This window comes from Nocardia sp. NPDC058480, from assembly GCF_042720495.1.
Lineage (GTDB): Bacteria > Actinomycetota > Actinomycetes > Mycobacteriales > Mycobacteriaceae > Nocardia.
The window spans coordinates 483,549-507,466 of record NZ_JBHXMN010000004.1; the positions used below are offsets into that span (position 1 = coordinate 483,549).

The window sequence follows — 23,918 nt, forward strand, 5'->3', positions numbered from 1 at the left end:
GGCAGGGCCCTATGCAACCAGTTGCATAGGGATCGTGGCGTGGATCACCGCGCCTGACGCCATTCGCGCGGCGGGGTGATCCGCGGGTGTGCGGTTCTGGTGTCGCGGGATCGCGACGGACTCAGCGATACCGGGCAGCCAGCATTCGCCGATGCTCGGACGGCGTGCCGAAGAGCGCGCGGTTCAAGGTCGCCCGTTTGAGGTGGACGTGGATGCCGCTGTCCCAGGTGTAGCCGAATCCGCCGTGTAGTTGGAGTGCGGCGCCGACCACCCGCACCGCGGCGGTGGTCGTGTACGACTTCGCTCGCGCGGCGGCGAACGTCGCCTCGGCCGAACCCTCGGCGATCGCCTGGACGGCGGCGGCGACGAGGTGCCGTGCGACGGTGACCTGCACCAGCATGTCGGCACAGGAGTGCTTGACCGCTTGGAACGAGCCGACCGGTCGCCCGAATTGTTCGCGCACGCGCACATAGGCGACGGTCGCCGCCAGCATGGCCTCGGCGGAACCCAGCGAGTCACAGGCCACCGCGACGGCGGCTCGTGCGCGGAGCGTTTCCGGTGCCTTGTGGTCGGGGAAGCGCCACACGGCATGAACGGCTACTCGATCGGCGGTCACCGCGGCGGCCGAGCGAGTGGCGTCGACCAGCGGTGTCGGGGTGATGGTCAATCCGGTGGTGCCGGGGACCACCGCGACGAGCGCGTCGCTCGCCCGGACCGGGACGAGCAGCAGGTCTGCGACCGGTGCGTCCAGAACGAAGGCCGCCGATCCGGTCAGCACGGATCCGGCGGGACCGGATTCCAGGACGAAGGCCGGGTCCGTATCGCCCGTGTCGAGGACCAGCACCGGCACCGCGCGGCCGGCGACCGTCTCGCGGAAAATAGTGTCGCGCAGGTCGTCCGCGGCGACCTCGGCGAGTGCCGGGACCGACAGTGCCAGCACCGTGGGCAGCGCCGTGACGGCGGCGGCACGGCCCACCTCGCCGAGCAACACCGCCACCTCGGCGAAAGTGGCTCCCGCACCGTCGAATTCGGACGGCGCGGCCAGCCCCGGCCAGCCGGCTTCGGTGATGGTGGCCCACGGCACCGGCTCGCCCGCCGATTTCGCCAGCAGGTCCCGGGCGAGGGCGCGTAGTTCGTCGTGGAATTCGGCGAAGTCGGTCATCTCTTGTCTCCCGACGGTTCGCGGGGCAGCCCGAGGCCGCGTTCGGCGATGATGGTTCGCTGGATCTCGCTGGTGCCGCCGGGAATGGTCCACTCCCAGGAGCCGAGGAAATCCAGTACCCAGGCGCCGGACTCCCAACCGCCCGACATCGGTTTGCGCAGCACCGTGTGCGCGGCCACCCCACCCAGTTCGGCGCCGAAATCGGTCATCCGCTGGAGGAGTTCGCTGTAGTACAGCTTCACCACCGAGGCGTCTGCCGGACCGACCGTGCCCGCGACGTGTCGTTCGACCAGGTCGCGGCACAGCGCGCGCAGGCCGGTGATCTCGATCTCCAGTTCGGCGAGGCGATCGGCCACCACCGGGTCGTCCAGTGCGCGTCCGCTGGGATCGGGGCGCGCGGCATCGGCCAGCAGCATCCGGAACCCCGCATTGCCGAGCCGCTCGGCCAGTTCGAGCATGGTCAGGCCGCGTTCGGCCCCGAGCGTGCGCTGGGCGACCTGCCAGCCGCCGTGCTCCGCGCCGATCAGCGCGCTCGCGGGCACCCGCACATGATCGAGGAAGATCTCGCAGAAGTGGGATTCGCCGGTGGCCTGCCGGATGGGCCGCACCTCTATGCCGGGGCTGCGCATGTCCAGCAGGAAGAACGAAATCCCCTGTCGCGCAGGCACGGACGGATCGGACCGCGCAAGCAACAGGCACCAGTCCGCATACTGGGCGCCGCTGGCCCACACCTTCTGGCCGGTGATGACCCAGTCGTCGCCGTCGCGGTGGGCGGCGGTCCGCAGAGCGGCCAGGTCGGAACCAGCGTCGGGTTCGGAGAAGCCCTGCACCCAGATCTCGCCGTCGAGAATGGCGGGCAGATGCCGGGCGCGTTGTTCGGGGGTACCCGCCGCAAGCAGGGTGGCGGCCGCGTGATGGATGGCGACGAACGCGAGCACGAGCCGGGGCGCATCATGGGCGGCGAGTTCCTGATACAGCACGATCTGATGCCCGACCGGCATCCCACCGCCGTACTCGACGGGCCAGTGCGGCACCGCGAAACCGGCGGCACGCAACCGCTGGAACCAATCCTGCTGGAACCGCGCGAATTCCGCGTCGGAGGCACCCAACTGGGTCTGCCGCCAATCGCCGGGGATCTGCGTGCGACACCAGTGGCGGACATGCGCACGGAACGCGGAAAGGTCAGCGGGCCAACGCTCCCCCACGCCCACCCCATCGGTCGACGCCATCGAGCGAGCTTCCGCCGAATCCGCCAGGCCCGTCGACTGGGCGCCCAGCACATCCGCCGGAGTTATCGGGTTGTCGTGCATGGCATCTGCCGGTGCCGTCGGGCCCGAGCGCGCCTCATCCGCCGGTGTCATCGGGCGCTTCGGCGGAGGGCGAGCAGGCGGTCGCGGTGCTCGGTGGTTTGCATGGAGACGATCTCGGCGGCGAAGCCGGCCTGCATCGGGCCGGCCAGTGCCTGGCTGAGGTACATGTTCACGACACGCTTGGTGCCGCGAACCGCTTCGGGTGGCTGAGCAGCGATTCGGTGGGCGAGGGCGAGTGCCTCGGTCAGGAGCTGGTCCGGGGCGACTACGCGGCTGGCCAGGCCGACGTCGACAGCGGTGGCGGCGTCGATGCGGTCGCCGGTGTAGAGGTATTCGCGGGTGCGCAGGATCGGGGTGAGCAGCGGCCAGAAGGCGGCGCCGCCGTCTCCGGCCACCAGTCCGACCGCGACGTGTGGATCGGCCAGGTAGGCCCGCTCCGACATCAGCACCACATCGCACAGCACGGCGATGCTCGCGCCGAGGCCGACCGCGGCACCGTTGACGGCGGCGATCACCGGTAGCGGGAAGCGCAGCATCTCCTCGATGATCTGCGCGCCTTCCCGGATGCTCTCGTCGCGGGCGACCGGGTCGTCGAGGAAGGAGGTGATCCAGTCAAGGTCGCCGCCTGCGCTGAAAGTCCTTCCGGCACCGGTGAGTACGACCACCCTGGCCGCGGTGTCGGCGGCCAGGTGCCGCCAGACCTCGGCCAGCGCGCGGTGCAGGTCGGCGTTCACGGCATTGAGCGCGTCGGGCCGGTCGATCAGCACGGTCCGCACGGGGCCGTCGGCGGTCACGGTGAGTCCGGGTGGCAGCGGGTTCACGCCTGTCACGCTCCTCGTGGATCGGAGAACGGACCGGCCAGCCCGCGGGCACCGATCCGACGGGTGAGCAGGTCCTCGGTGCCGGTGATGCCCAGCGGCAGCCGCCGCAGCGGCAGACTGTGCCGCGACAGCCACGACAGCGTCGTCTCGTCACAGAACCCGACCGCGCCGTGCACCTGATGCGCGACCCGGAAGACGATCTCGGCGGCTTCCAGCACGGCCAGCCGCAAGGCGAGCGCGTCGGCGACCGCGTCGGGCTGTCCGGTCTGGATGCTCCACAGCGCGTATCGGGCCAGCATCTCTACCCCCTTGCGCTCCACTTCGGCATCGGTCAGCTGGAACTGCACCGACTGGAAATCCGCCAGCCGCCGCCCGAACTGCTCCCGCACCAGCACGTGATCCCCGGCCAGTTCCATCGCACGGTCCAACATTCCCAGCAACGTCCAACACGGCAGTACCAACGCCAAGGCCAGATCATCCGCACCGCGAGTATCCAAGGGCCGCACAGCAATCGGCGTCACGAATACGGTCTCCCGCGCGGTCCTCCCGTCCGCCGGGACAACGGTCCCCTCCACCGTTCCCCCACCGGCTCGTCCGACGGACTCCCCACCGACTCCCCCGCCGAGCCGCACAGCGAACTCCCCGCCAGACCCCCCACCCAGGCAGACAGCGAACTCCCCACCCGTTCCGGCGCCAGGCCGTGCGACGGTACCCCGACCGGCCCCCGCACCGGCTTCGACCGTGATCCCGCCATCCGACGCCCCGCCGGTCCATTCGTCAGGCTCAATAGCGGTGCCGCCGTTGGCTTCCACATCAGGCCGGACGACAGACTCGCGATCGACCCCATGTCCGAGACGCGCAGCGGGCTCCCCGCCCATCCGTGTGTCAGGCCGGGTAGCGGTTTCCTCATCGACTTCCGCGTCGAGCCCGGTGAGCCTTCCGGCGCGACGAGCGGTGACCGTGCCCCGCCGACCATCGGGATCGACAGCGACGACCCGCAGGTCGAGGCCGTCGATCGCGGCGGCGGGCTCGGGCCCGGCCACCACGACGATGGCGTCGACATCGAGGTCGTCCGGCCGGGACAGGCGCTCCGCCACCGGATACGGGATGGCCCAGTAGCCCGCGCTGCGGCACAGTGCCGCAGCTGCTTCCAATTCGATGGGGTCGCGCCGCGGGCTCAGGTCCCACGCGCCGAGGCGCTCCAGGACGGCCGCGATCGTCGTGCGCCGGATCGTCGGGTCGGCCTCGGCCAGCTGGACCAGGTCGTCACCGCCCGCGGCACGCAGGGCGCGCAAGGCTTGGAGACCGAATTCGGCGGCCTCGCTGGATAATTCGAGAAACATGTGGCCCCCTGGTGGTATCGCGGCCGAACTCACGCCGCCGCCCCTGATCGTCGGGTTCCGGACAGCAGCGACCTGGCCAGCAGGATCTGCTGTATCTCGACGCTGCCCGAGGCCACGGTCGCGGCGTTCGCGTAGCGCCAGTGGTCCTCGACGGCGCGGCGGAACTGCCGACGGGTGCCCTTTTCGTCGGCCACGTGGGCGGCCAATTCGGTGAGCAGCGCGGCGCTCTCCTGATCCAGCCGGGTGACCGCGATCCGGTAGGCGGCGGCGTCGCCGGGTGCCACCCGACCCGTGTTCTGCATGGCGACAACCTGATACGCCAGCAGCCGGGCCCGCCGAGCCCGGGTCAGCGCCCGTGCCCATCGGCCGCGCAGGGCCGACGGCAAGGTATCCCAGCGTTCGCCGAGTGCGGTCGGCGCGAGCTGCAGCAGCCGTTCGCAGCGGGCGTAGCGGGCGATGCCGACCCGTTCGAAGGCCAGCACCTCCTGGACCACGGCCCAGCCCTCGTCCACGGTGCCGAGCACATCGGCCGGTCCGACGGGCACGTCGTCGAAGAAGACCTCGTTGAGGTGGTGCGGCCCGAGCATGGAGCGGATCGGGCGGACCTCGATGCCGGGTGCCGTCATGGGCAGCAGGAACACCGTGAGCCCCTGCTGTTTACGGCCACCGGACGAGGTACGGGCGAGCAGGAAGCACCACTGCGCCATGGTGGCGTAGGAGGTCCAGATCTTCTGCCCGGAGATCCGCCAGCCGTCGCCGTCGGGGCGGGCCGTGGTGCGCAGCGAGGCCAGGTCCGACCCGGCGTCGGGCTCGGAGAACCCCTGGCACCAGATCACCTCGCCCGCCGCGATGGGCGGCAGGTGCAGGCGCTGCTGCTCGGTGGTGCCGTGCCGCATCAGAGTGGGCCCGACCCAGTTGACACCCATGTACTGCGCGCCGCGCGGTTCATGGTGTGCCCACATCTCCTCGCGCACCACAGTCTGCTCCCACACCGAAGCGCCCTGTCCGCCGAAACGCTCCGGCCATGCCGCACAGAGCAATCCACGCTCGGCGAGCACGCCACAGAATTTCTGAGCCGTCGCCAGATCGGCGGGGTCGTCGGTAAACGCACCGAGAAAATCGTCCGGAACCTCCGCGGCGATCAACCGCCGGAGCTCGCTGCGAAGACCCGCTGCGGCTTCGCCCATGGTGAAGTCCATACGACGCACCGTACGTCAATCCTCATAAGGATAGCAATATTTGTGGGGTCAACGGCGCCACGACTAGACTCCCGCCCATGGCGGAGACGACGACCCGGGATGCAGTGCGCGACAGGCGAGCCGCATGACCGGCCCACGCCGGGGGCGGGTGCCGCAACGCCGGATCGCCGAGACCGTCGCCGCCGAACTGCGCGCCCGGATCCTGACCGGCGACGCGGACTACCGGCTGCCCACCCAGGACCAGCTGGTCCAGGACTTCGGTGTCAGTTACCCGTCGATCCGCGAGGCGCTGCGCATCCTGGAGACCGAGGGCCTGGTCACCGTCCGCCGCGGCAATGTCGGCGGCGCCGAGGTGCACCGGCCCGACGAGTCCTCGGCCGCTTACCATCTCGGCCTCGCCCTGCAGGGCGCCCGGGTGACGCTCGGCGATCTGGCCGTCGGCCTGCGCATGTTCGAGCCACTGTGCGCGGCCGCCTGCGCGGGCCGGCCCGACCGGGCCACGACGGTGGTGCCCGCCCTGCTGGAGAACGTCGAGAAGTCCGCGGAGCTGCTCGATGACGGCGCCGAATTCACCCACACCGCAAGAGAATTCCACGATCTGATCGTGGCCCACACCCCCAATCTCACCGTGCGCTACATGGTGAGTTCGCTGGTGACACTGTGGTCCGCACAGGAGCAGGCATGGGCGGTGGAACTCACCCAGGAGGGCAAGTACCCCTCCCGCGAGCAGGCCGACGCCGCCGTGCGCACGCACCGCCGGATCGCGGGCGAGATCGAGGCAGGTCGCGCCGCCGAGGCCGAGCGGCTCTACCGCAGCCACCTCGCGGCCACCCAGAGCCTGGTGCTCGAACGGTACGACGCCGACATGATCAGCGCGTCACCCCAGGGCGCCCGGCCGACGACGCGGATGCGGCCGAGCACCCGGATCTGAGCCCGGATATCCATCTGCACCAGCGGATTCACGGATACCGGCCCATCAATACCCGGTCTTGGATAATCTGATTCTCACGTTCTTGCATATCTAGTTCCCTTGCCTTTTCGACGAGTCGCCCGACCTCGATCGCCGCTCTCGCGGCCCCGCATCACCCCTCGGAGCGCCTCGTCATACAGCCATGCCCGCACTCGCAGAATGCGCGCTGACCAGGGGTTCCCCTCGGGATAATCCAGTATTGCAATCATTGTGAGGATTGACGTACCGTGACCCGCAACACCCACTGATCCGACCGTAGGGGAGGGCCCCACAGTGACCCGAGGGGCGCGCTACCGCAGCGAGACACCATTCACCGTCGCCGAGGGCTGGAGCCTGCGCCGACTCACACCACCGAGCCGCCTCTTCGGCGCCAACGGCCTACGCACCGGGGCGGACAACCGCGTCTACGTCGCGCAGGTGGCAGGCAGCCAGATCAGCGCTCTCGACGTCACCACCGGCGAACTCGAGACCGTCAGCGCCAAAGGCGGCGACATCGTCGCCCCCGACGATCTCGCCTTCGACACCGAGGGCAATCTCATCGCCACCGAGTACATGGACGCCCGTGTCAGCGTGCGCAGCCCCGACGGCACCTCGCGCGTACTGCGTGCCGACCTGCCCGGCGCGAACGGCATCACCTTCCACAACGGCAGGCTGTTCGTCAACGAGTGCCGGGTCGGCGGCCGCCTGCTGGAACTGCCGCTCGACGGCAGCGCCCCGCGCGTCCTGCAGGACAACCTGCCGATGCCCAATGCCATGGAGTTCGGTCCCGACGGGCTTCTCTACTACCCGGTCATGGGCACCAACGACATCTGGCGCATCGATCCCGACGGCGGCGAACCCGAACGGGTCGTCGGCGATCTCGGCGTGCCCGACTCGGTCAAGTTCGATGCCCAGGGTTACCTCGTCTCGACCCAGGTCGGCACCGGCGAGGTGCTGCGGATCGATCCGCGCACCGGCGAGCGGCAGGTACTGGCCGCGCTCGCGCCCGGTCTGGACAACTGCGCCTTCGTCGGCGACCGGCTGTTCGTGTCGAGCTTCACCGGCGAGATCACCGAGATCCTCACCGGCGGCGCCACGAAAGCCGTTCTGGAAGGCGGTCTGATGTGGCCGCTGGATCTCACCGTGACTCCCGACGGCACCCTCTACGTCGCCGACGGCACCTACCTCTACGCATTCGGTGACACCGGGCTCACCCAGGTCGCCTCATTGTTCAGCCTCAACACTCCCGGCTATGTCCGCGGCGTCACGGCCGTCGGCCCCGGCGAGCTCGTGGTCGCGACCTCCTCGGGCGAGATCGCCTCCTACCGACCGGGACCCGAGCCCGTCACCGAGGTGCTGGCGGAGGGCTACGACCAGCTCTATGGCGTCGCCGCCACCGCGGATCGCACCGTTGTGGTCGCCGAATTCGGTGCGGGCCGGGTGCTTTCGCTGCGCGGCGGCTCGGTCGAGGTGCTGGCGAGCGGTCTGGACCGCCCACTCGGTGTGGCCGTCGGCCCCGACGACACCGTGCTGGTCTCGGAGTCCGGCAGCGGGCGGATCGTCTCGATCGGCAGCGGCGGGGTGGACACCGTCGTCGACGGTCTGGACACGCCGCACGGAATCCTGGTGCGTGGCAATCAACTTCTCATCGTCGATGTCGGGCTCAAGGCACTGATCGAGTTCGACCTCGCGACCAAGGTCCGCGGCGTGGTCGCGGCGAACCTGCCGGTGGGTGTGCCCGAGGGTGTGGTCGCCAAGCCACTGCTGGGCACGCCGCCGTTCTCCGGTCCGATGGGCCCGTTCGCGGGCATCACCGCCGGGCCCGACGGCACCGTCTACGTCTCCGCCGACGCCGAGGGCAGTGTGCTCGCACTGCAGGTGCAGGCATGAGCGCGGCGGCAGGCTTCGCGGGCCTGGGGCTGGGCGGGCGGATCGTCATCGTCTCGGGCGCGGGCGGCGGTGGCATCGGTACGGCGGTCACCCGCCTGGTCGCCACCGCCGGGGCAACCGTGGTGGCGGTGAGCCGGTCCAAGGAGAATCTCGACTCCCACATCAATCCCCTGGCAGCCGAAGGACTTTCGGTGATCCCGGTCGCCGCCGACGCCGGCACCGACGAGGGGATCGCGAAGGTACTGGAGCGGGTCGCCGACCTGCCGGGCAGCCTGCACGGACTGGTGAACGTGGCAGGCGGCGCCGACCCCGCCACCTGGATGCCCGCCACCCGCGTCACCCGGGAGGACTGGCGTGCGCTGTTCGCCCAGAACCTGGAAACCATGTTCTTCATGAGCCAGGGCGTGGCCAACGCACTGCGAGAACAGGGCAACCCGGGGTCGATCGTCTCGGTCTCCTCGATCAGCGGGATGAACACCGCGCCCTTCCACATCGCTTACGGCACCGCCAAGGCCGCCCTCGTGGCGGCCACCCGGACACTCGCCGTGGAGCTGGCCCAGGATGGCATCCGTGTGAACGCGGTCGCGCCCGGCGTCACCGAGACCCCGGCCTCGCGCGCCTATGTCGGCGCCGACCCCGACCGCGACCGGCGCGCCATCACCATGGGCAGGCGCGGACAGCCCGGCGAACAGGCCGGGCCGATCCTGTTCCTGCTCTCGGACCTGTCGACCTATCTCACCGGCCAGACGCTGCTCGTCGACGGCGGCCTGAATCTGCGCTGGACCCATCTGGGCGGTGACCACACCTCGCTGTTCCTCGAGAACGAGGACTTCCGCGCCGCCATCACCCACTGACGAACGCATCAGGAGGATGTCTTAACCCTTCCCCACGGCTGAAGCCGGGGGATTTCCAACTCGGACTGCACCATTGACCGCCCCGGAGGGAGGCCCGCAATGTCTTATGTCTTCTGCACTGGCACGGTCGAGTTCTACCGCGGCCGCCAGAATTACGGTGGCGGCGTTCCGGTCACGATCTGCGGTGTGCCCGCAGGTGTCGCAACTGAATATCCTCACCTGCAAGGCAAGCCGCTGCTTGGCTCTCGCTCCACAGCTCGCGCAGGTCATCTTCCGTTGGGCGCGTGCGAGTTCAGCGGCGCAGCGGCGACGATGCCCTGCATACGGCAGGTCATGGGCGGGGCTGGTGGCGGTTGCCGTGGTGGAGACACCCCAGTCGATACCGATGCTGCCCGTCGCGGCGGGAGCGGGTTCGACTTCGCGGCGGACGACGAACGCGGCGTACCAGTGGCCGAGCGAATCCTGGTAGACACGGACCGACGACGGCTCCGACGGCAATTCCCGCGACCACACGACCGGGATGGTGACACCCTTCGGCAAGGCAAGCATGCGGTGGGCGATACCAAACCCGCGTGTGGTGTATTCCAGCGACGGCAGAGAAGTCCTGCGCCGCTTAACGGTCGGTCGGCCGCGTCCCTTCACCGTGAACGAATGGTCCAACGCCCGGGAGTAGGTGCGCAGCATCTGCTGCTGGGCGACCTGCGAACCTGCCCGCAACCACGCGGTGCGGGCGCGTGCTTCGGTGAGCATCTTCGACAGCCGCGCGAAGGTGGGTTTCTCTTCCCCACGTTGCTGGTGGACGGCTTCGTTCCACAGGAACCGGCAGCGATGCCATTCGGATTCCAGTGCGCGCACCGCCTGTCGTCTACCGCTGCACCTACCACGTCGTATGGTGCCCGAAATACCGGCGGCGAGTCATCGGCGGAAGCATCGAAGACCGTCTCGAGCAACTCATCCGGGAAGTCTGCACCGAACGAGACGCACACATCATCGAGCTGGAAACCATGCCCGACCAGGTGCACCTGCTCGTCTCATGCGATCCGCAGTTCGGGATTCACCGCCTGGTCAAACAGATCAAGGGCCGCTCCTCCCGCGTCCTGCGTGCCGAGTTCCCCGCCCTCAAGTCCCGCTTGCCCACCCTGTGGACCAACTCGTACTTCGTCGCCACAGTCGGCGGCGCAACTTTGGAGGTAGTGAAACGCTATGTCGAGAACCAGAAAGACGCTTAGCTCCGATTCCTCCCCACGGCTGAAGCCGAGGGTTTCCTCGGAGCTCTCGAGATGACCGAAACCGCCGAAACCGCCACCGATCCGCTGTCGACCCCCATGACCATCGGCGTCGAGGCCTACATCTCCCCCGAATACGCCAAGGCCGAAGGCGACCGGCTGTGGGCCAAAGTGTGGCAGCAGGTCTGCCGGGTCGAGGAGATTCCCCGGGCCGGCGACTACCTGACCTACGAGATCGGCGCCGACTCGATCATCGTCGTCCGGACCACGCCCGAGACGCTGCGCGCTTACCACAATGTGTGCGCCCACCGCGGCCGCCGCCTCGTCGACACTCCCCCCGGCGCGCACGACGGGCGCGGCCAGGCCCGCCAGTTCACCTGCAGCTTCCACGGCTGGCGCTACGACCTCGACGGCCGCAACACCTTCGTCGCCGAACGCGAGGACTGGCCGTGCGGTCTCACCGAGCGCAACGACGGACTCCAGAAAGTCCAGATCGACACCTGGGGTGGCTGGGTCTGGATCAACATGGACCCCGACTGCGAGCCCCTGCGCGACTACCTCGAACCCGCCGCGAGCCTGCTCGAGCACTTCGAGCTGGAGAAGATGCGCTACCGGTGGCGCAAATGGCTGACCTTCGACTGCAATTGGAAGGTCGCCTTCGAGGCGTTCATGGAGACCTACCACGTCCCCTACACCCATCCGGAGTTCTCGAACTTCGGCTCCTTCCTCGGCTGGGCCCGCGCGCAGGGCAAGCACAGCAATATCGGTTATGACGCACCGAAGGGCATGGAGGAGAACCAGGCCAAGCTGCGGGTCGGCGGCGGCGCCGACGCCAGGATCTCCACCGCCCAGCTGCAGAACTTCACCTGGGAGAACGCCAACACCAACACCACCCGCACGCTGGTGGATGTGGCCAACCGGCTCGTCGACGAACTGCCCGAGGGCACCCCGTCGGACCAGGTGCTGCGCTACTGGCTCGAGACCGCGCGGGCCGAGGACCAGGCGCGCGGGGTCGACTGGCCCAAGGTCGAACCCGACATCGTCGCCCGCAGCGGCACCGCCTGGCAGATCTTCCCGAACTTCCAGATCGGGCACGCGGTCAACAACATGCTCTGCTACCGGTTCCGCCCCTACGGCACCGATCCGGACAAGTGCATCTTCGAGGCCGCGGTCTTCGAGCTGTTCCCGGAAGGGCAAGAGCCGCAGACCGAATGGGAGTACACCCCGGTCGGCGACCCCGGCTGGCGCACCGTGCTGCCGCAGGACTTCGACAATATGGCCGCGGTCCAGCAGGGCATGAAGTCACGCGGCTTCTCCGGTCCCAAGCCCAACCCCTATCGCGAACGCAGCGTGGTCAACCTGCACCACAACCTGGCCCGGTACATGGACACCGGCGCGCCCCGCGATCTCGCCTGAATCACTCTCCAGCAAGGAAATCCGCATGAGCGACTGCGCACCCACGCAGACCCCCGACATCGATGTCGAGGAACTCCGGGCCACCTACCTCGCCGAACGCGACAAGCGCGTGCGCACCGAGGGCCAGGGGCAGTACCTGGTCACCGACGACGACTTCACCGACTTCTACGAGGGCGACCCGTACACGAGAGTGGTGCCACGAGAACCGATCGCCGACGAGATCGGCATCGCGATCCTCGGCGGCGGTTGGGCGGGCCTGCTCGCCGCCGCCCGGCTCGAGGAGGCCGGGGTCACCGATTTCCGGATCATCGAGCTGGCAGGCGATTTCGGTGGCGCGTGGTACTGGAACCGGTATCCCGGCATCCAGTGCGACACCGACAGCTACGCCTATCTGCCGCTGCTCGAGGAAACCGGCTACATGCCGACCGAGAAATACGCGCGCGGCGACGAGTGTTTCGAGCACGCGCAGCGCATCGGCAAGCACTACAACCTCTACGGCCGTTCGATCTTCAGCACGCTGGTGCAGTCGCTGCGCTGGGACGACGAGCTCGACCGCTGGCGCATCGGCACCAACCGCGGCGACGACCTGCGCGCCCGCTTCGTGATCATGGCCCAGGGCCCGTTCAACAAGCCCAAACTGCCTGGCATCCCCGGGATCTCGGAGTTCACCGGTCACACCTTCCACAGCGCGCGCTGGGACTACGAATACACCGGTGGCGGTATGCGCGGCGGACTGGACAAACTCGCGGGCAAGAAGGTCGCGGTGATCGGCACCGGCGCCAGCGGCATCCAGATCGTGCCGCACCTCGCCGAATCCGCCGAACACCTCTCTGTCTTCCAGCGCACCCCCTCCTATGTCTACGAGCGTGGTGACGTGCCGACCGATCCGGAGTGGGCGGCCTCGGTGCAGCCGGGCTGGACCCGTGAGCGCAAGCGCAACTTCCACACCGCCGCGTTCGAGGCGTTCACTCCTGGCCAGGCCGATCTGATCTGTGACGGCTGGACCGAGGTCAGCCGTAATCTCGAGGCACATCTCAGCGCCACCGGTGGGTGGGCGACGCTGACGCCGGAGAAGTTCATGGAGTTGCGTGAACTCGAGGACTACAAGGCGATGGAGCGGGTGCGCGGGCGCGTCGACGAGATCGTCACCGACCCGGCCACCGCGGCCGCGCTCAAGCCGTACTACCGGTTCCTGTGCAAGCGGCCGTGTTTCAACGACCAGTACCTGCCCACTTTCAACCGCGACAACGTGACCCTGGTCGATGTCGCGAAAACCAAAGGTGTGGAACGGATCACGGCCAGGGGAATCGTCGCCGACGGTGTCGAGCACGAGCTGGACTGCATCATCTTCGCCAGCGGTTTCGAGATCACCACCGACCTGGACCGCCGCTTCGGGATCGCGCCGTTCGCCGGCCGCGACGGCGTCTCGCTCTATGAGCACTGGGGCGAGGGGTACCAGACCCTGCACGGCCTCACCACCCGTGGTTTCCCGAATCTGTTCTTCACCGGGTTCCTACAGGGCGGGGTCACGGCGAGCACCACCGACATGTTCGACCAGCAGGCCGAGCACATCGCCTACATCCTGAAGCAGGCCGTCGACACCGGAGTCGCCACGGTCGAGCCCACCGTCGAGGCGGTGCAGGAGTGGGTGACCACAGTGCGCGAGACCGCCGTCGACAACAGCACTTTCCAGCGCGAATGCACGCCGGGCTACTACAACAACGAGGGCGAGAAGAACATCCGCTCGCACCTCGGCGAACCGTACTGGCCCGGCTTCTACGCCTTCGGCGACCTCCTGCGGGCCTGGCGCGACAGCGGCGATCTGCCCGGCCTGGAGATGAGCAGATGACATTGCGATTCGACGATCGCGTCGCCGTCATCACCGGCGCGGGCCGCGGTCTGGGCCGCGCCTACGCGCTGCTGCTGGCCGAGCGGGGCGCCAAGGTCGTGGTCAACGATCTGGGCAGCAGTGTCCGCGGCGACACCGTCGAGGGTGATCCCGCCGCCGCGGTGGTGGCCGAGATCCGCGCGGCGGGTGGCGAAGCCGTCGCGTGCGGTGAGTCGGTCGCGACGCCGGAAGGCGGGCGCGCGATCGTCGATGCCGCGCTGTCGCACTTCGGGCGGCTCGACATCCTGGTGCACAACGCGGGCAATGTCCGCTACGGGTCGCTGAGCGAGCTGAGCTACGAGGATTTCGAGTCGGTGCTAGATGTGCACCTGCGCGGGGCGTTCCACGTTGTGCGCCCGGCCTTTCCGATCATGGCCGAGGCCGGATACGGCCGCGTCGTGCTCACCTCCTCGATCGGTGGGCTCTACGGCAACAAGGGCGTCGCCAACTACGCGGTGGCCAAGGCCGGGATGATCGGGCTGTCCAATGTCGTCGCGCTCGAGGGCGCGGACGCGGGCATCACGAGCAATGTCATCGTGCCCGCCGCGGTGACCCGGCTGGCGGACGGCCTTGACACCTCCGCCTATCCGCCGATGGGGCCCGAACTCACCGCCCCGGCGGTCGGGTGGCTCGCCCACGAATCCTGCTCGATCACCGGCGAGATGCTGGTGGCCGTCGCAGGCCGGGTGGGCCGGGCCTATATCGCCGAAACCCCGGGGGTCCATCGGCCCTCGTGGACGATCGAGCAGGTCGGCGAGCAGATCGACGCGATCCGCGACACCACGGATTCGTGGATCCTGCCGCCGGTTCCGGCCGGTCACACAGATCACCTCAGGAAGAGTTTCGCGCTAGTGACGGAGGCACACCGGCATGTCGGTCAAAGTCTATGAACGGATCCTTCAGCTCTTCGAAGCCGAAGGTATCAACACGATTTTCGGTATTCCCGATCCGAATTTCGTGCACATGTTCCATCTCGCGGAGGAACGCGGCTGGAACGTCATCGCACCGCATCACGAGGAATCGGCCGGTTTCATGGCCGAGGCCGTCTCCCGGATGACGGGCAAGGCGGCGGTCTGCATCGGCACCCTCGGGCCCGGTGTCGCCAATCTCGCCGGCGCGATGATGTGCGCGCTGGTGGAGAACTCGCCGGTGATCTTCCTGGGCGGTCAGCGTGCCAGGATCACCGAGCAGCGGGTGCGGCGCGGGCGCATCCAATTCGTCAAGCAGGCTGCGCTGTTCGAGAATTCGGTGAAGTACAGCGCCAGCATCGAATACGCCGACCAGACCGACGAGATCATCCGCGAGGGCCTGCGCAAGGCACTCACCGGAACCCCCGGCCCGGTCTATATCGAATACCCCTCGCACGTCATCCTGGAAGAACTGGATGTGCCCGCGCCCTTGCCGCCCTCGGCGTATCGCCTGGTCGGCCAGACGGCGGGCGCGGACAAGATCGCCGAGGCGGTCAAGCTGCTGCGGGCGGCGAAGCAGCCGATCCTGCTGGTGGGTCACGGGGCGCATACCGCCCGTGCCGGTGCGTCGGTGCGGGAACTGGCCGAGCTGCTGGCGGTGCCGGTGATCCAGACCTCCGGTGGCACTTCGTATATCGAGGGTCTAGAGGACCGCACGTTCCCCTACGGCTTCTCCCCGTCGGCGGTCGAGGCCGTGGTGCAGTCGGATCTGTGTCTGGCGATCGGCACCGAGCTGGGTGAGCCGGTGCACTACGGGCGCGGCAGGCACTGGGTGGCGAACGAGGCGAACCGGAAATGGATTCTGGTCGAACAGGATCCGACCGCGATCGGGGTCAACCGGTCCATCGACGTGCCGCTGGTCGGCGATCTGCGCGCGATCGTGCCGCAACTCGTCGATGCGCTGCGCGACACCCCGCGCACGGCCACCCCGGAGCTGGCGGGCTGGATCGAACAGGACGCCGCACGGCTGGCCGAACTCGCCGAGACCGCACCGTCGGGGCGCACCCCGGTGCATCCGGCGCGGCTGATCGTGGAGGCCACCAAGGCATTTCCCGCCGACGGCATCATGGTGCGCGACGGCGGCGCCACCACGATCTTCGGCTGGACCTACTCCCAGGCCAAGCCGCACGACGTGATCTGGAACCAGAACTTCGGCCACCTCGGTACCGGCCTGCCCTACGCGGTCGGCGCATCCGTCGCTGAGGGCCGCAAGCGCCCGGTGATGCTGATCTCCGGCGACTCCTCGTTCCAGTTCCAGATCGCTGAGCTGGAAACCGCTGTGCGCCTGAATCTTCCGCTGGTGTCGGTGGTCGCGGTGGACTACGCGTGGGGTCTCGAGGTCGGCGTGTACAAACGCACCTTCGGGCAGGGCTCGCTCGAGACCGGCGTGCACTGGGGTACCGGAACCCGGCTGGACAAGGTGGCCGAGGGCTTCGGCTGCTACGGCGAGTACGTCGAGCGCGAGGAGGACATCGCGCCTGCGATCAAACGGGCCTACGCCAGTGGCAGACCGGGCGTGATCCACGTGGCCGTCGACCCCAAGGCGAACTCCGAGGAGATGCCCTCCTACGACGAGTTCCGCACCTGGTACGCGGAAGGAACCCAGTAGTCATGCCAGATATCTCCACGTTCTATGTCGGCGGCAAGTGGATCGAGCCCGCCGGCACCGCAAGCTTCGAGGTCGTCGACCCGGCCACCGAGGAGGTCTACGGCACCGTCACCGCGGGCACCGCGGCCGATGTCGACCGGGCGGTGGCCGCCGCGCGCGGCGCGTTCGCGAGCTGGTCGGCGAGTTCGGTCGACGAGCGCCTCGCCGTGCTGACCGCGATCGGTGTCGAGTTCGAGCGCCGTCGCGGCGACATCGCGACCGCGCTGACCGCCGAGATGGGCGCACCGGCTGCGCTGGCCAACGGATTCCAGCTGAATCTGGTTGCCGGACATCTCGATACGGCGATCCAGGTGCTGCGGGACTACCCGTTCACCGAGCAACGGGGTGCCACGCTGATCGCGCGCGAGCCGATCGGCGTCGCGGGACTGATCACGCCGTGGAACTGGCCGTTGAGCCTGATCGCGGTAAAGGTGTTCCCGGCGTTGGCCGCAGGCTGCACCGTCGTGCTCAAACCCTCGGAGCAGTCGCCGTTCAGCGCGCAGATCTTCGCCGAGGTACTCGACGCCGCCGCGGTGCCGGCCGGGGTGTTCAACCTGGTCCACGGTGACGGTCCGGGGGTGGGCGCACCACTGGCCGCGCACCCGGATGTCGACGTCATCTCCTTCACCGGCTCCACCCGGGCCGGGATCGAGGTGGCCCGCGCCGCCGCGCCCAGCGTCAAGCGGGTTACCCAGGAACTCGGCGGCAAGAGTCCCAATATCGTGCTCGACGACGAGCAGTTCGCGGCGAATGTCGCGGCGGGCATCGGTCCGCTGATGATGAACTCCGGCCAGACCTGTAGCGCGCTGACCCGGATGCTCGTGCCGCGCGCGCGGATGGACGAGGCGATCGCGGCGGCGAAGTCGGCCGCCGAGCAGCTGACCGTCGGCGATCCGACCACCGAGGTCACCCTGGGCCCGGTGGTGTCGAAGGCGCAGTTCGACAAGGTGCAGGGTCTCATTCAGCGCGGTATCGACGAGGGCGCGACCCTGGTCGTGGGCGGCACCGGCCGCCCGGACGGGCTGACCAAGGGCTACTACGTCAAACCGACGGTGTTCGCGAACGTCACCAACGACATGACGGTCGCGCGCGAGGAGATCTTCGGCCCGGTGCTGACGATCTTGGCCTACGACAGCATCGACCACGCGGTCGAGATCGCCAACGACACCGAGTACGGACTCGCCGGCAATGTCGCCGGCGCCGACCTCGAACAGGCCCGAGCAGTAGCCCACCGCATCCGGGCCGGATTCGTCTCGATCAACGACGGATTCGATTTCCACTGCCCGTTCGGCGGGTTCCGCAAGAGCGGCAACGGCCGCGAATGGGGCGCTTTCGGTTTCGACGACTACCTCGAGATCAAGGGAATCCTCGGCTACACCCCCGGGGCTCCATCATAGTCGGGTTTCAGCAGGTCAATAGCAGATCGTTATCACTTTCGAGGCACGGGGTGACACAACGGATCACACGCATCTACCGAATCAGACCGCTGCACACCATCTTTAGTCGATGTCAGGCGACCAAAGATGTCAGAGTAGGCGCCGGCGTAAGAGCTCACAGCAAAAGGCGAATCGCCATCCTTGACTGTGATATCCACCGCTTGTCCGGAAACAATTGTTCGGAGCACTAGTTCGAATTCGTAGTATCCCAAATGATCAGATTCCGACGGTGCGTATATCTCGAGATCTATTACATACTGTTCGCCAAGTTTTAATTCAACCCGATTCCCGTCGAAGTATGGCTTAGCCGATTCTGCACAGCTTCCACCGTCTTCCCGCTGAATTACCTTCGGCAACTGGCTCGATATGTCGACGCAGCCCCGCAAATTCTGCTCAGAACCCTGACCTTTGGCGACGATCAGGGTCCCAGCATGGGGAGCGGATCGTTTGGTTACACGAAGGACGATATCGGCAATCGTCACGGTGCTGTTCCTCGCACCCTCGACGATCAGTTTTAAACGCAGCGGACTGACCGTAACCCCCCGATGCTGCGAAATAATGTCGCGGAGGTTTGCAAGCGGGACGCTGGCCGGATTGTCGGGAATTATTCCAGGTAGCGCATATGTATGCCCTTTTTCCCCGATTTCATGCTGGACGACAGATTTTAGTGGAGGACCCAGGCGAATCTGATCCCCTAGGTCTGGACCGTAGGTTGTTCCAACAATACCTATTACTCCGGACAGGGCAGCCGTAAGTGCGAGTCCGATCGCAAGTTTGGATGTTCGCCCAAGTCCGGAAATCGCGTCCAGCCAACGCTTGGTAAAGCGTTCTCGTGTACTCGGCTTACGCTGTGGCTTCAGGCGCGATACTCGATTCGGGCGACGTGGCCGAGTCGGTTGATTGGTATTGGGCATGCCCCTCCGTCGTCAAGTGGAGTTTTCTCGGTTTCGGCTGCAATGTCTGAGAATGCGGCTAGTTGATGCGAGGAGAACCATCCGGCCCTCAGGATGATCGTTCTATCGACCATACGGTTATCCGCAGACCCTTGCGCATCGCAAATAGGTCACCTGTGGGGCTGAACAGAACCTCTCCCCATCCAGACTCAACCCGATTGCTGTCTGTGCATTCGCGTGGAAGGGAGTTCGACACGCTCCCGTCATCGATCTTCCAGAATATCGCTGGCATGTTGTATCCGGATCCAACGATCATCCGCCCATCGGGGCTCACGGACAGGTAGTCGATTCGACGGTGCTCGCACAATAGAGGGACGTGCATCGTGCGAATAACTTCGGAGGAAGTCACATCAACTAAACGCACCGAGGAATCATTTCCCCCCGCAACAAGCAGCTCGCCCTCTGGGTGAAATTCTATCTGACGAACATTAGTGAGATCTAGGCCTACAGGGGCATACCCATGCGTGTTCCACAGCATCACCCGGCCGTCATCAAACCCATTTGCAGATTCAACTGCTACGGCAATCGTTTCGCCGCTCGGTGACACCGTGGTGCCCGTGACAATTCCGCTCCGGCCGGTTTTCAGGGTTGTGATCAGGCGAGATTGTTCGATATCCCACACATCCACCCCGGCCGCGGTTGAGGTAACATTTGCACCAACTGTGCCAGATGCGTAGAGGACTTTTCCGTCGGGACTGTATGTCAATTCTAGATAGTGCGCAGAGTGTACTGTTCGTATGGTTTTCACCAGCTCGCGAGATTTGATATCCCAAAACTGAATCGAAGTTCCGCCCGTATAACCTTCCGGGTAGTTGCCGCACGGTCCTGCGACTGCAATGATCTTACCATCTGGACTGGCGGAAATAGCGGTTACAAAGCCCGATTGAAATGGAATATAGTCTCGCTCCAGGTTGTCGCAGACCATATCTCCGGATCTAACTTGTGTTCGCGCACCCCATTCGGCTACATTATTGTAGAAATTACTGCCCGGCGGTGTCGTCGTAGCAAAGATTGTTTCACCGTCCGTGCTGAATGAAAAGTCGCTGTCCCCTCGAAACTCGCCTAGCTGACGCAGGCTGATGGAGTAACCGACATTGTCGCGCTGCAGAGCGACGTACGTGATGGTTATTGCCAAAATTATCGCGACAATGCCGGCGGCCGTCGCCAGCGATCGAAGTGACATGGGTACTTCACCCTGCTTCGTGTAAGTAGGTGCGCAATAATAGCAGCCTGTTGCGTGGATCTTGAACCGTCAGCTTCGGTGCTATGCATGCAATTAGTTGGATCGTTCGCCGATTCGACGAGATTGAAATTCCGGCGACCCCCGTCAAAGCAGCTTGTTTCGACACGTGTTCCGAATCGCACTGTAGCACAGGGCAGTTCAGGCGAAGGCCCGAAAAGCTGCCATGTTGGTGGCGAACCCCCTCTGCGCAACTACGTCCAACGGCGTGGCCGGATAGATCGCTGGTCCCGGCGGCACCGCCGTGGCCGGCCCCAATCCTGGTGCGTGGAGTCCGCAGCGGCGAGGTATGGGCATGATGTCGTAGGGATTTCGATCAGCGCGCCCGGCCCCGCTGCGGGTGTACCAGTCCCGGGTCAGGAAAGGCCGAGGTCTCTGGCGACGATCATCTTCATCACCTCGCTGGTTCCGGCGTAGATGCGGGCCACGCGGGCGTCGGTGTAGAGGCGGGCGATCGGGTATTCCGTCATGTAGCCGTAGCCGCCGAACAGTTGCAGGCATCGGTCGACGGTGCGGGCCTGGACCTCGGTGCAGAACAGTTTCACCCGGGCGGCGTCGGCGCCGGAGAGCACGCCGTCCACCAAGTCCGTGACGGCCCGGTCGATCATGGTCTGCGCGGCCTCGACTTCGGTGGACAGTGCCGCCAGCTCGAACTTGGTGTTCTGGAACGAGGCGACCGGTGTGCCGAAAGCCGTACGCTCCCTGGTGTATTCGACGGTGGCGCCGATCGCCGCGCGCGCCTGGGCGACCGAGCCGACCGCGACGGTGAGCCGTTCCTGGGGCAGGTTGTGGCCGAGATAGCCGAAGGCCGCGCCCTCCTCCCCCAGCCGGTTGGCCACCGGTACCCGCACATCGGTGAACGACAGTTCCATGGTGTCCTGCACCTTGCAGCCCATCTTCTCCAGTTCCCGGCCGCGTTCGAAGCCGGGCATCCCGTCCTCGACGACCAACAGCGTGAGCCCCGCCCTGCGATTGTCCGGGTCGGTGGCGGTGCGCGCCACGACGATCACCAGATCGGCGAGCAGTCCGCCGGTGATGAAGGTCTTGGCGCCGTTGAGGACGTAGTGGTCGCCGTCGCGGACCGCGCTGGTGCGCATGCCTGCCAGGTCGGAGCCGGTGCCGGGTTCGGTCATGGCGATCGCGGTGAGCAGTGATCCGGCGGCGAGGCCGGGGAACCAGCGCTCGCGCTGCGCGGCGTCGGCGTATTCGAGGAAGTACGGCAGGATGACGTCGAGCTGGGTGCGGACGGTCCCGAGCGTCACCAGGGCGCGGGCGGCCTCTTCCTGCAGGACCACGTTGTAGCGGTAGTCGCGCAGACCCGCGCCGCCGAACTCCTCGGGCAGCGCGATGCCGAGCAGGCCGAGTTCGCCCATCTCGGTGAAGATCTCGCGGGGCATCCGCCCGGCGCGTTCCCAGTCCGCGTAGTTCGGTGCGATGCGTTTCTCGACGAAACCGCGCACCAGTTCCCGGAATGCCTCGTGATCGGGCGTGAACAATTCGCGACGCACGTGATCTCCCCGATCTCAGACGAGCTCGACGACGGTGGCGTTGGCGGTGCCGCCGCCTTCGCACATGGTTTGCAGGCCGTAGCGAATCCCGTTGTCGCGCATGTGGTGGAGCATGCGGGTCAACAGGACCGCGCCCGAGCCGCCGAGCGGATGGCCCAGCGCGATCGCCCCGCCCAGCGGGTTGAGCCGGGCCGGGTCGGCGCCGGTCTCGGCCAGCCAGGCCAGCGGCACGGGCGCGAAGGCCTCGTTCACCTCGTACACCCCGATCTCGGACAGTGCGAGCCCGGCGCGGCGCAGCACCTTCTCGGTGGCGGGGATCGGACCGGTGAGCATGAGCACCGGATCCGAACCGGCCACCGCGCCCGCGCGATAGCGAGCCAGCGGGGTGAGCCCGAGTTCGCGCGCCTTCTCCGGCGTGGTGAGCAGCAGGGCGGCCGCGCCGTCGGAGATCTGGGAAGAGTTGCCCGCGTGGATGACTCCGTCGTCGCGGAAGGCAGGCTTCAGCTTCGCCAGCTTCACCACGCTACTCCCCCGCCGGATGCCTTCGTCGACCTCGACCACACCGTCGTCGGTGGTCACGGACACGATCTGCTCGGTGAAGGCGCCCGCGTCCTGGGCTGCGGCGGCGCGTTCGTGGGAGAGCACCGAGAACTCGTCGAGGCGGGTCCGGTTCAGGCCCCACTTCCCGGCGATGAGTTCGGCGGAGACGCCCTGGTTGAAGGAGAAGCCGTCGTAGCGGGCCGATGCCCGCGGACCGTACGGTGCGCCACCGGCTTTGGCGGCGCCGAGCGGCACCCGGCTCATCACCTCGACCCCGCCGGCGACCACGACATCGGCCATGCCCGACATGACGGCCTGGGCGGCGAAGTCGACGGCCTGCTGGCTGGACCCGCAGGCGCGGTTCACGGTCGTGCCGGGCACGCTCTCCGGCCAGCCGGCGGCCAGCACCGCGTACCGGCCGATATTGCTCGACTGGTCGCCCACCTGGGAGACACAGCCCCACACCACGTCGTCGACGACGGCCGGGTCGAGGCCGGTGCGTGCGGCCAGTGCGGTGAGTACCTGGGCGGACAGGTCCGCCGGGTGCACCCCGGCCAGACCGCCGTTGCGTTTGCCGACCGCGGTGCGGACCGCGCCTGCGATGACTACCTCGGGCATGTCTATCTCCCGTTCTCGGAGCTCGTGGGACGGATCGGTGGACGATGCACCGTCCACCGCCCGGTGAAGCGTGGTTCGCGCCGTTCGGCGAACGCGGCGAAGGCTTCCGGCGCGTCGGCCGTGGCGAAGTTCAATCCCTGTGCGCGGGACTCGGCGGCGAGTGCTTGACGCAGGGTGGCGTCGGCGCCCTCGTGCAGCAGTGTCTTGGTCTGGGCCAGCGCGACCGGTGGGCCCGCGGCCAGCCGGGCAGCGAGATCGTCGGTGAACGCGTCGATCTCGTCCGCGGGACGAACCCAGGTGACCAGACCCAGTGCGTGCGCCTCGGCGGCATCGATGGTTTCGGCCAGCAGCGTCAGCCGTTTGGCCTGCTGCATCCCGACCAGCCGGGGCAGCAACCACGAACCACCCAGATCGAGGGTGAGCCCGCGGGCCGTGAACACCTGCGCGAAGGTCGATTCCGGGGTCGCGACCACCAGATCGCATCCCAGCGCCAGATTCCACCCGGCCCCGATCGCGGGTCCTGCGACCTTGGCGACCGTGGGCAGCGGCAACTCGTGCAGCAATGTCGCCACATCGGTGAGTGGACGCATGCGGTAGATCGGGTGCGCGTTGTCGGGCACCGAGATGTCGGCCCCGGAACAGAAAGCGCTGCCCGCTCCGGTGAGGACGAGCGCCCGCACACTGCGATCGGTCGCGACTACGCGCAACGCATCGGCCAGGGTGGTGAAGAGTTCGGCGTCGATGGCGTTGCGCCGGTGGGGGCGATTCAGGGTCAGTGTGCGTACGCCGTCGCGGTCGCAGACCAGGAGTACAGGGCCAGCGGAGTCATCACCGGTCATGTCGCCACCTCGCCACGCTGCGATCCTGCTGGCGCACAGGCACTAGCGCCTCGTCCGGCACTGGGCGGCGACACCGGGGCCGGGGCGTCGGCGCCGACCATGATGTGACG

Annotated in this window: 20 protein-coding genes; 9 read left to right on the forward strand and 11 right to left on the reverse strand. The window is 67.3% G+C overall.

The annotated features are described in order from the left end of the window. Nucleotides 1–121: 121 nt before the first annotated feature. The 5 genes from ACFWO8_RS13955 to ACFWO8_RS13975 all read right to left on the reverse strand — a co-directional run bounded on the left by ACFWO8_RS13955 (nt 122) and on the right by ACFWO8_RS13975 (nt 5,835). Complete coding sequence (locus tag ACFWO8_RS13955; protein ID WP_378949658.1) at nt 122–1,162, reverse strand: acyl-CoA dehydrogenase family protein; 1,041 nt, start codon at nt 1,160–1,162, stop codon at nt 122–124. Beyond that, nucleotides 1,159–2,391 carry an acyl-CoA dehydrogenase family protein gene (locus ACFWO8_RS13960; protein ID WP_378949782.1) on the reverse strand — a complete coding sequence of 411 codons (1,233 nt, stop codon included), beginning with the start codon at nt 2,389–2,391 and terminating at the stop codon, nt 1,159–1,161. The genes ACFWO8_RS13955 and ACFWO8_RS13960 overlap by 4 nt, the downstream gene beginning before the upstream one ends. A gap of 128 nt (nt 2,392–2,519) precedes the next feature. Continuing rightward, nucleotides 2,520–3,293 carry an enoyl-CoA hydratase/isomerase family protein gene (locus ACFWO8_RS13965; RefSeq protein ID WP_378949660.1) on the reverse strand — a complete coding sequence of 258 codons (774 nt, stop codon included), beginning with the start codon at nt 3,291–3,293 and terminating at the stop codon, nt 2,520–2,522. 5 nt (nt 3,294–3,298) lie between these two features. Next, nucleotides 3,299–4,171 carry an acyl-CoA dehydrogenase family protein gene (locus ACFWO8_RS13970; RefSeq protein ID WP_378949784.1) on the reverse strand — a complete coding sequence of 291 codons (873 nt, stop codon included), beginning with the start codon at nt 4,169–4,171 and terminating at the stop codon, nt 3,299–3,301. A 494-nt stretch (nt 4,172–4,665) separates the two neighbouring features. After that, nucleotides 4,666–5,835 carry an acyl-CoA dehydrogenase family protein gene (locus tag ACFWO8_RS13975; RefSeq protein ID WP_378949662.1) on the reverse strand — a complete coding sequence of 390 codons (1,170 nt, stop codon included), beginning with the start codon at nt 5,833–5,835 and terminating at the stop codon, nt 4,666–4,668. A 124-nt stretch (nt 5,836–5,959) separates the two neighbouring features. Between ACFWO8_RS13975 and ACFWO8_RS13980 the strand changes: the two genes are divergently transcribed. The 3 genes from ACFWO8_RS13980 to ACFWO8_RS13990 all read left to right on the forward strand — a co-directional run bounded on the left by ACFWO8_RS13980 (nt 5,960) and on the right by ACFWO8_RS13990 (nt 9,528). Beyond that, nucleotides 5,960–6,766 (forward strand): FadR/GntR family transcriptional regulator, encoded by an 807-nt coding sequence (locus ACFWO8_RS13980; protein ID WP_378949664.1) that lies wholly within the window; start codon nt 5,960–5,962, stop codon nt 6,764–6,766. A 312-nt stretch (nt 6,767–7,078) separates the two neighbouring features. Continuing rightward, nucleotides 7,079–8,674, forward strand: coding sequence for an SMP-30/gluconolactonase/LRE family protein (locus tag ACFWO8_RS13985; RefSeq protein ID WP_378949666.1), 1,596 nt, complete (start codon nt 7,079–7,081; stop codon nt 8,672–8,674). Further along, complete coding sequence (locus ACFWO8_RS13990; protein ID WP_378949668.1) at nt 8,671–9,528, forward strand: SDR family NAD(P)-dependent oxidoreductase; 858 nt, start codon at nt 8,671–8,673, stop codon at nt 9,526–9,528. Before ACFWO8_RS13985 ends, ACFWO8_RS13990 begins: the two co-directional genes overlap by 4 nt. A gap of 21 nt (nt 9,529–9,549) precedes the next feature. Here ACFWO8_RS13990 and ACFWO8_RS13995 read toward each other — a convergent pair whose 3' ends face one another. Then, entirely contained in the window at nt 9,550–10,383 is an 834-nt protein-coding gene (locus ACFWO8_RS13995; RefSeq protein ID WP_378949670.1) for an RNA-guided endonuclease InsQ/TnpB family protein, read from the reverse strand. On the opposite strand from ACFWO8_RS13995, the gene tnpA reads away from it, so the two are divergent. The 6 genes from tnpA to ACFWO8_RS14025 are packed head-to-tail and all read left to right on the forward strand — an operon-like array spanning nt 10,374 to nt 18,071. Beyond that, nucleotides 10,374–10,757 (forward strand): IS200/IS605 family transposase, encoded by a 384-nt coding sequence (gene tnpA / locus ACFWO8_RS14000; RefSeq protein ID WP_378949672.1) that lies wholly within the window; start codon nt 10,374–10,376, stop codon nt 10,755–10,757. The genes ACFWO8_RS13995 and tnpA overlap by 10 nt on opposite strands. Before the next feature lie 51 nt (nt 10,758–10,808). Next, nucleotides 10,809–12,170: an aromatic ring-hydroxylating dioxygenase subunit alpha gene (locus tag ACFWO8_RS14005; RefSeq protein ID WP_378949675.1), complete on the forward strand. Its 1,362-nt coding sequence runs from the start codon at nt 10,809–10,811 to the stop codon at nt 12,168–12,170. A gap of 25 nt (nt 12,171–12,195) precedes the next feature. After that, a complete protein-coding gene (locus ACFWO8_RS14010) occupies nt 12,196–14,019 on the forward strand; it encodes a flavin-containing monooxygenase (protein WP_378949677.1) in 1,824 nt (607 codons plus the stop codon). Further along, nucleotides 14,016–14,948, forward strand: coding sequence for an SDR family NAD(P)-dependent oxidoreductase (locus ACFWO8_RS14015; protein WP_378949679.1), 933 nt, complete (start codon nt 14,016–14,018; stop codon nt 14,946–14,948). The genes ACFWO8_RS14010 and ACFWO8_RS14015 overlap by 4 nt, the downstream gene beginning before the upstream one ends. Then, on the forward strand, nt 14,929–16,635 hold the full coding sequence (locus tag ACFWO8_RS14020) for a thiamine pyrophosphate-binding protein (protein WP_378949681.1): 1,707 nt from the start codon (nt 14,929–14,931) through the stop codon (nt 16,633–16,635). Before ACFWO8_RS14015 ends, ACFWO8_RS14020 begins: the two co-directional genes overlap by 20 nt. A gap of 2 nt (nt 16,636–16,637) precedes the next feature. Further along, a complete protein-coding gene (locus tag ACFWO8_RS14025; RefSeq protein WP_378949683.1) occupies nt 16,638–18,071 on the forward strand; it encodes an aldehyde dehydrogenase family protein in 1,434 nt (477 codons plus the stop codon). Nucleotides 18,072–18,103: 32 nt separating this feature from the next. Here ACFWO8_RS14025 and ACFWO8_RS14030 read toward each other — a convergent pair whose 3' ends face one another. The 5 genes from ACFWO8_RS14030 to ACFWO8_RS14050 form a co-directional block, all read right to left on the reverse strand. Continuing rightward, entirely contained in the window at nt 18,104–19,024 is a 921-nt protein-coding gene (locus ACFWO8_RS14030; protein ID WP_378949685.1) for a hypothetical protein, read from the reverse strand. 88 nt (nt 19,025–19,112) lie between these two features. Beyond that, nucleotides 19,113–20,246, reverse strand: coding sequence for a WD40 repeat domain-containing protein (locus ACFWO8_RS14035; RefSeq protein ID WP_378949687.1), 1,134 nt, complete (start codon nt 20,244–20,246; stop codon nt 19,113–19,115). A 413-nt stretch (nt 20,247–20,659) separates the two neighbouring features. Beyond that, nucleotides 20,660–21,811, reverse strand: a complete 1,152-nt coding sequence (locus ACFWO8_RS14040; RefSeq protein ID WP_378949689.1) for an acyl-CoA dehydrogenase family protein — start codon at nt 21,809–21,811, stop codon at nt 20,660–20,662. A gap of 15 nt (nt 21,812–21,826) precedes the next feature. Continuing rightward, complete coding sequence (locus ACFWO8_RS14045; protein ID WP_378949691.1) at nt 21,827–22,969, reverse strand: thiolase family protein; 1,143 nt, start codon at nt 22,967–22,969, stop codon at nt 21,827–21,829. Between the two features lie 2 nt (nt 22,970–22,971). Next, nucleotides 22,972–23,808 (reverse strand): enoyl-CoA hydratase/isomerase family protein, encoded by an 837-nt coding sequence (locus tag ACFWO8_RS14050; protein ID WP_378949693.1) that lies wholly within the window; start codon nt 23,806–23,808, stop codon nt 22,972–22,974. Nucleotides 23,809–23,918 lie beyond the last annotated feature (110 nt).

Coding starts and splice junctions, on each gene's coding strand:
- ACFWO8_RS13955 (WP_378949658.1), bottom strand. CDS start 1,162: ATGACCGACTTCGCCGAATTCCACGACGAACTACGCGCCCTCGCCCGG.
- ACFWO8_RS13960 (WP_378949782.1), bottom strand. CDS start 2,391: ATGGCGTCGACCGATGGGGTGGGCGTGGGGGAGCGTTGGCCCGCTGAC.
- ACFWO8_RS13970 (WP_378949784.1), bottom strand. CDS start 4,171: ATGGGCGGGGAGCCCGCTGCGCGTCTCGGACATGGGGTCGATCGCGAG.
- ACFWO8_RS13975 (WP_378949662.1), bottom strand. CDS start 5,835: ATGGACTTCACCATGGGCGAAGCCGCAGCGGGTCTTCGCAGCGAGCTC.
- ACFWO8_RS13980 (WP_378949664.1), top strand. CDS start 5,960: ATGACCGGCCCACGCCGGGGGCGGGTGCCGCAACGCCGGATCGCCGAG.
- ACFWO8_RS13990 (WP_378949668.1), top strand. CDS start 8,671: ATGAGCGCGGCGGCAGGCTTCGCGGGCCTGGGGCTGGGCGGGCGGATC.
- ACFWO8_RS14005 (WP_378949675.1), top strand. CDS start 10,809: ATGACCGAAACCGCCGAAACCGCCACCGATCCGCTGTCGACCCCCATG.
- ACFWO8_RS14010 (WP_378949677.1), top strand. CDS start 12,196: ATGAGCGACTGCGCACCCACGCAGACCCCCGACATCGATGTCGAGGAA.
- ACFWO8_RS14015 (WP_378949679.1), top strand. CDS start 14,016: ATGACATTGCGATTCGACGATCGCGTCGCCGTCATCACCGGCGCGGGC.
- ACFWO8_RS14020 (WP_378949681.1), top strand. CDS start 14,929: ATGTCGGTCAAAGTCTATGAACGGATCCTTCAGCTCTTCGAAGCCGAA.
- ACFWO8_RS14025 (WP_378949683.1), top strand. CDS start 16,638: ATGCCAGATATCTCCACGTTCTATGTCGGCGGCAAGTGGATCGAGCCC.
- ACFWO8_RS14030 (WP_378949685.1), bottom strand. CDS start 19,024: ATGCCCAATACCAATCAACCGACTCGGCCACGTCGCCCGAATCGAGTA.
- ACFWO8_RS14035 (WP_378949687.1), bottom strand. CDS start 20,246: ATGTCACTTCGATCGCTGGCGACGGCCGCCGGCATTGTCGCGATAATT.
- ACFWO8_RS14045 (WP_378949691.1), bottom strand. CDS start 22,969: ATGCCCGAGGTAGTCATCGCAGGCGCGGTCCGCACCGCGGTCGGCAAA.
- ACFWO8_RS14050 (WP_378949693.1), bottom strand. CDS start 23,808: ATGACCGGTGATGACTCCGCTGGCCCTGTACTCCTGGTCTGCGACCGC.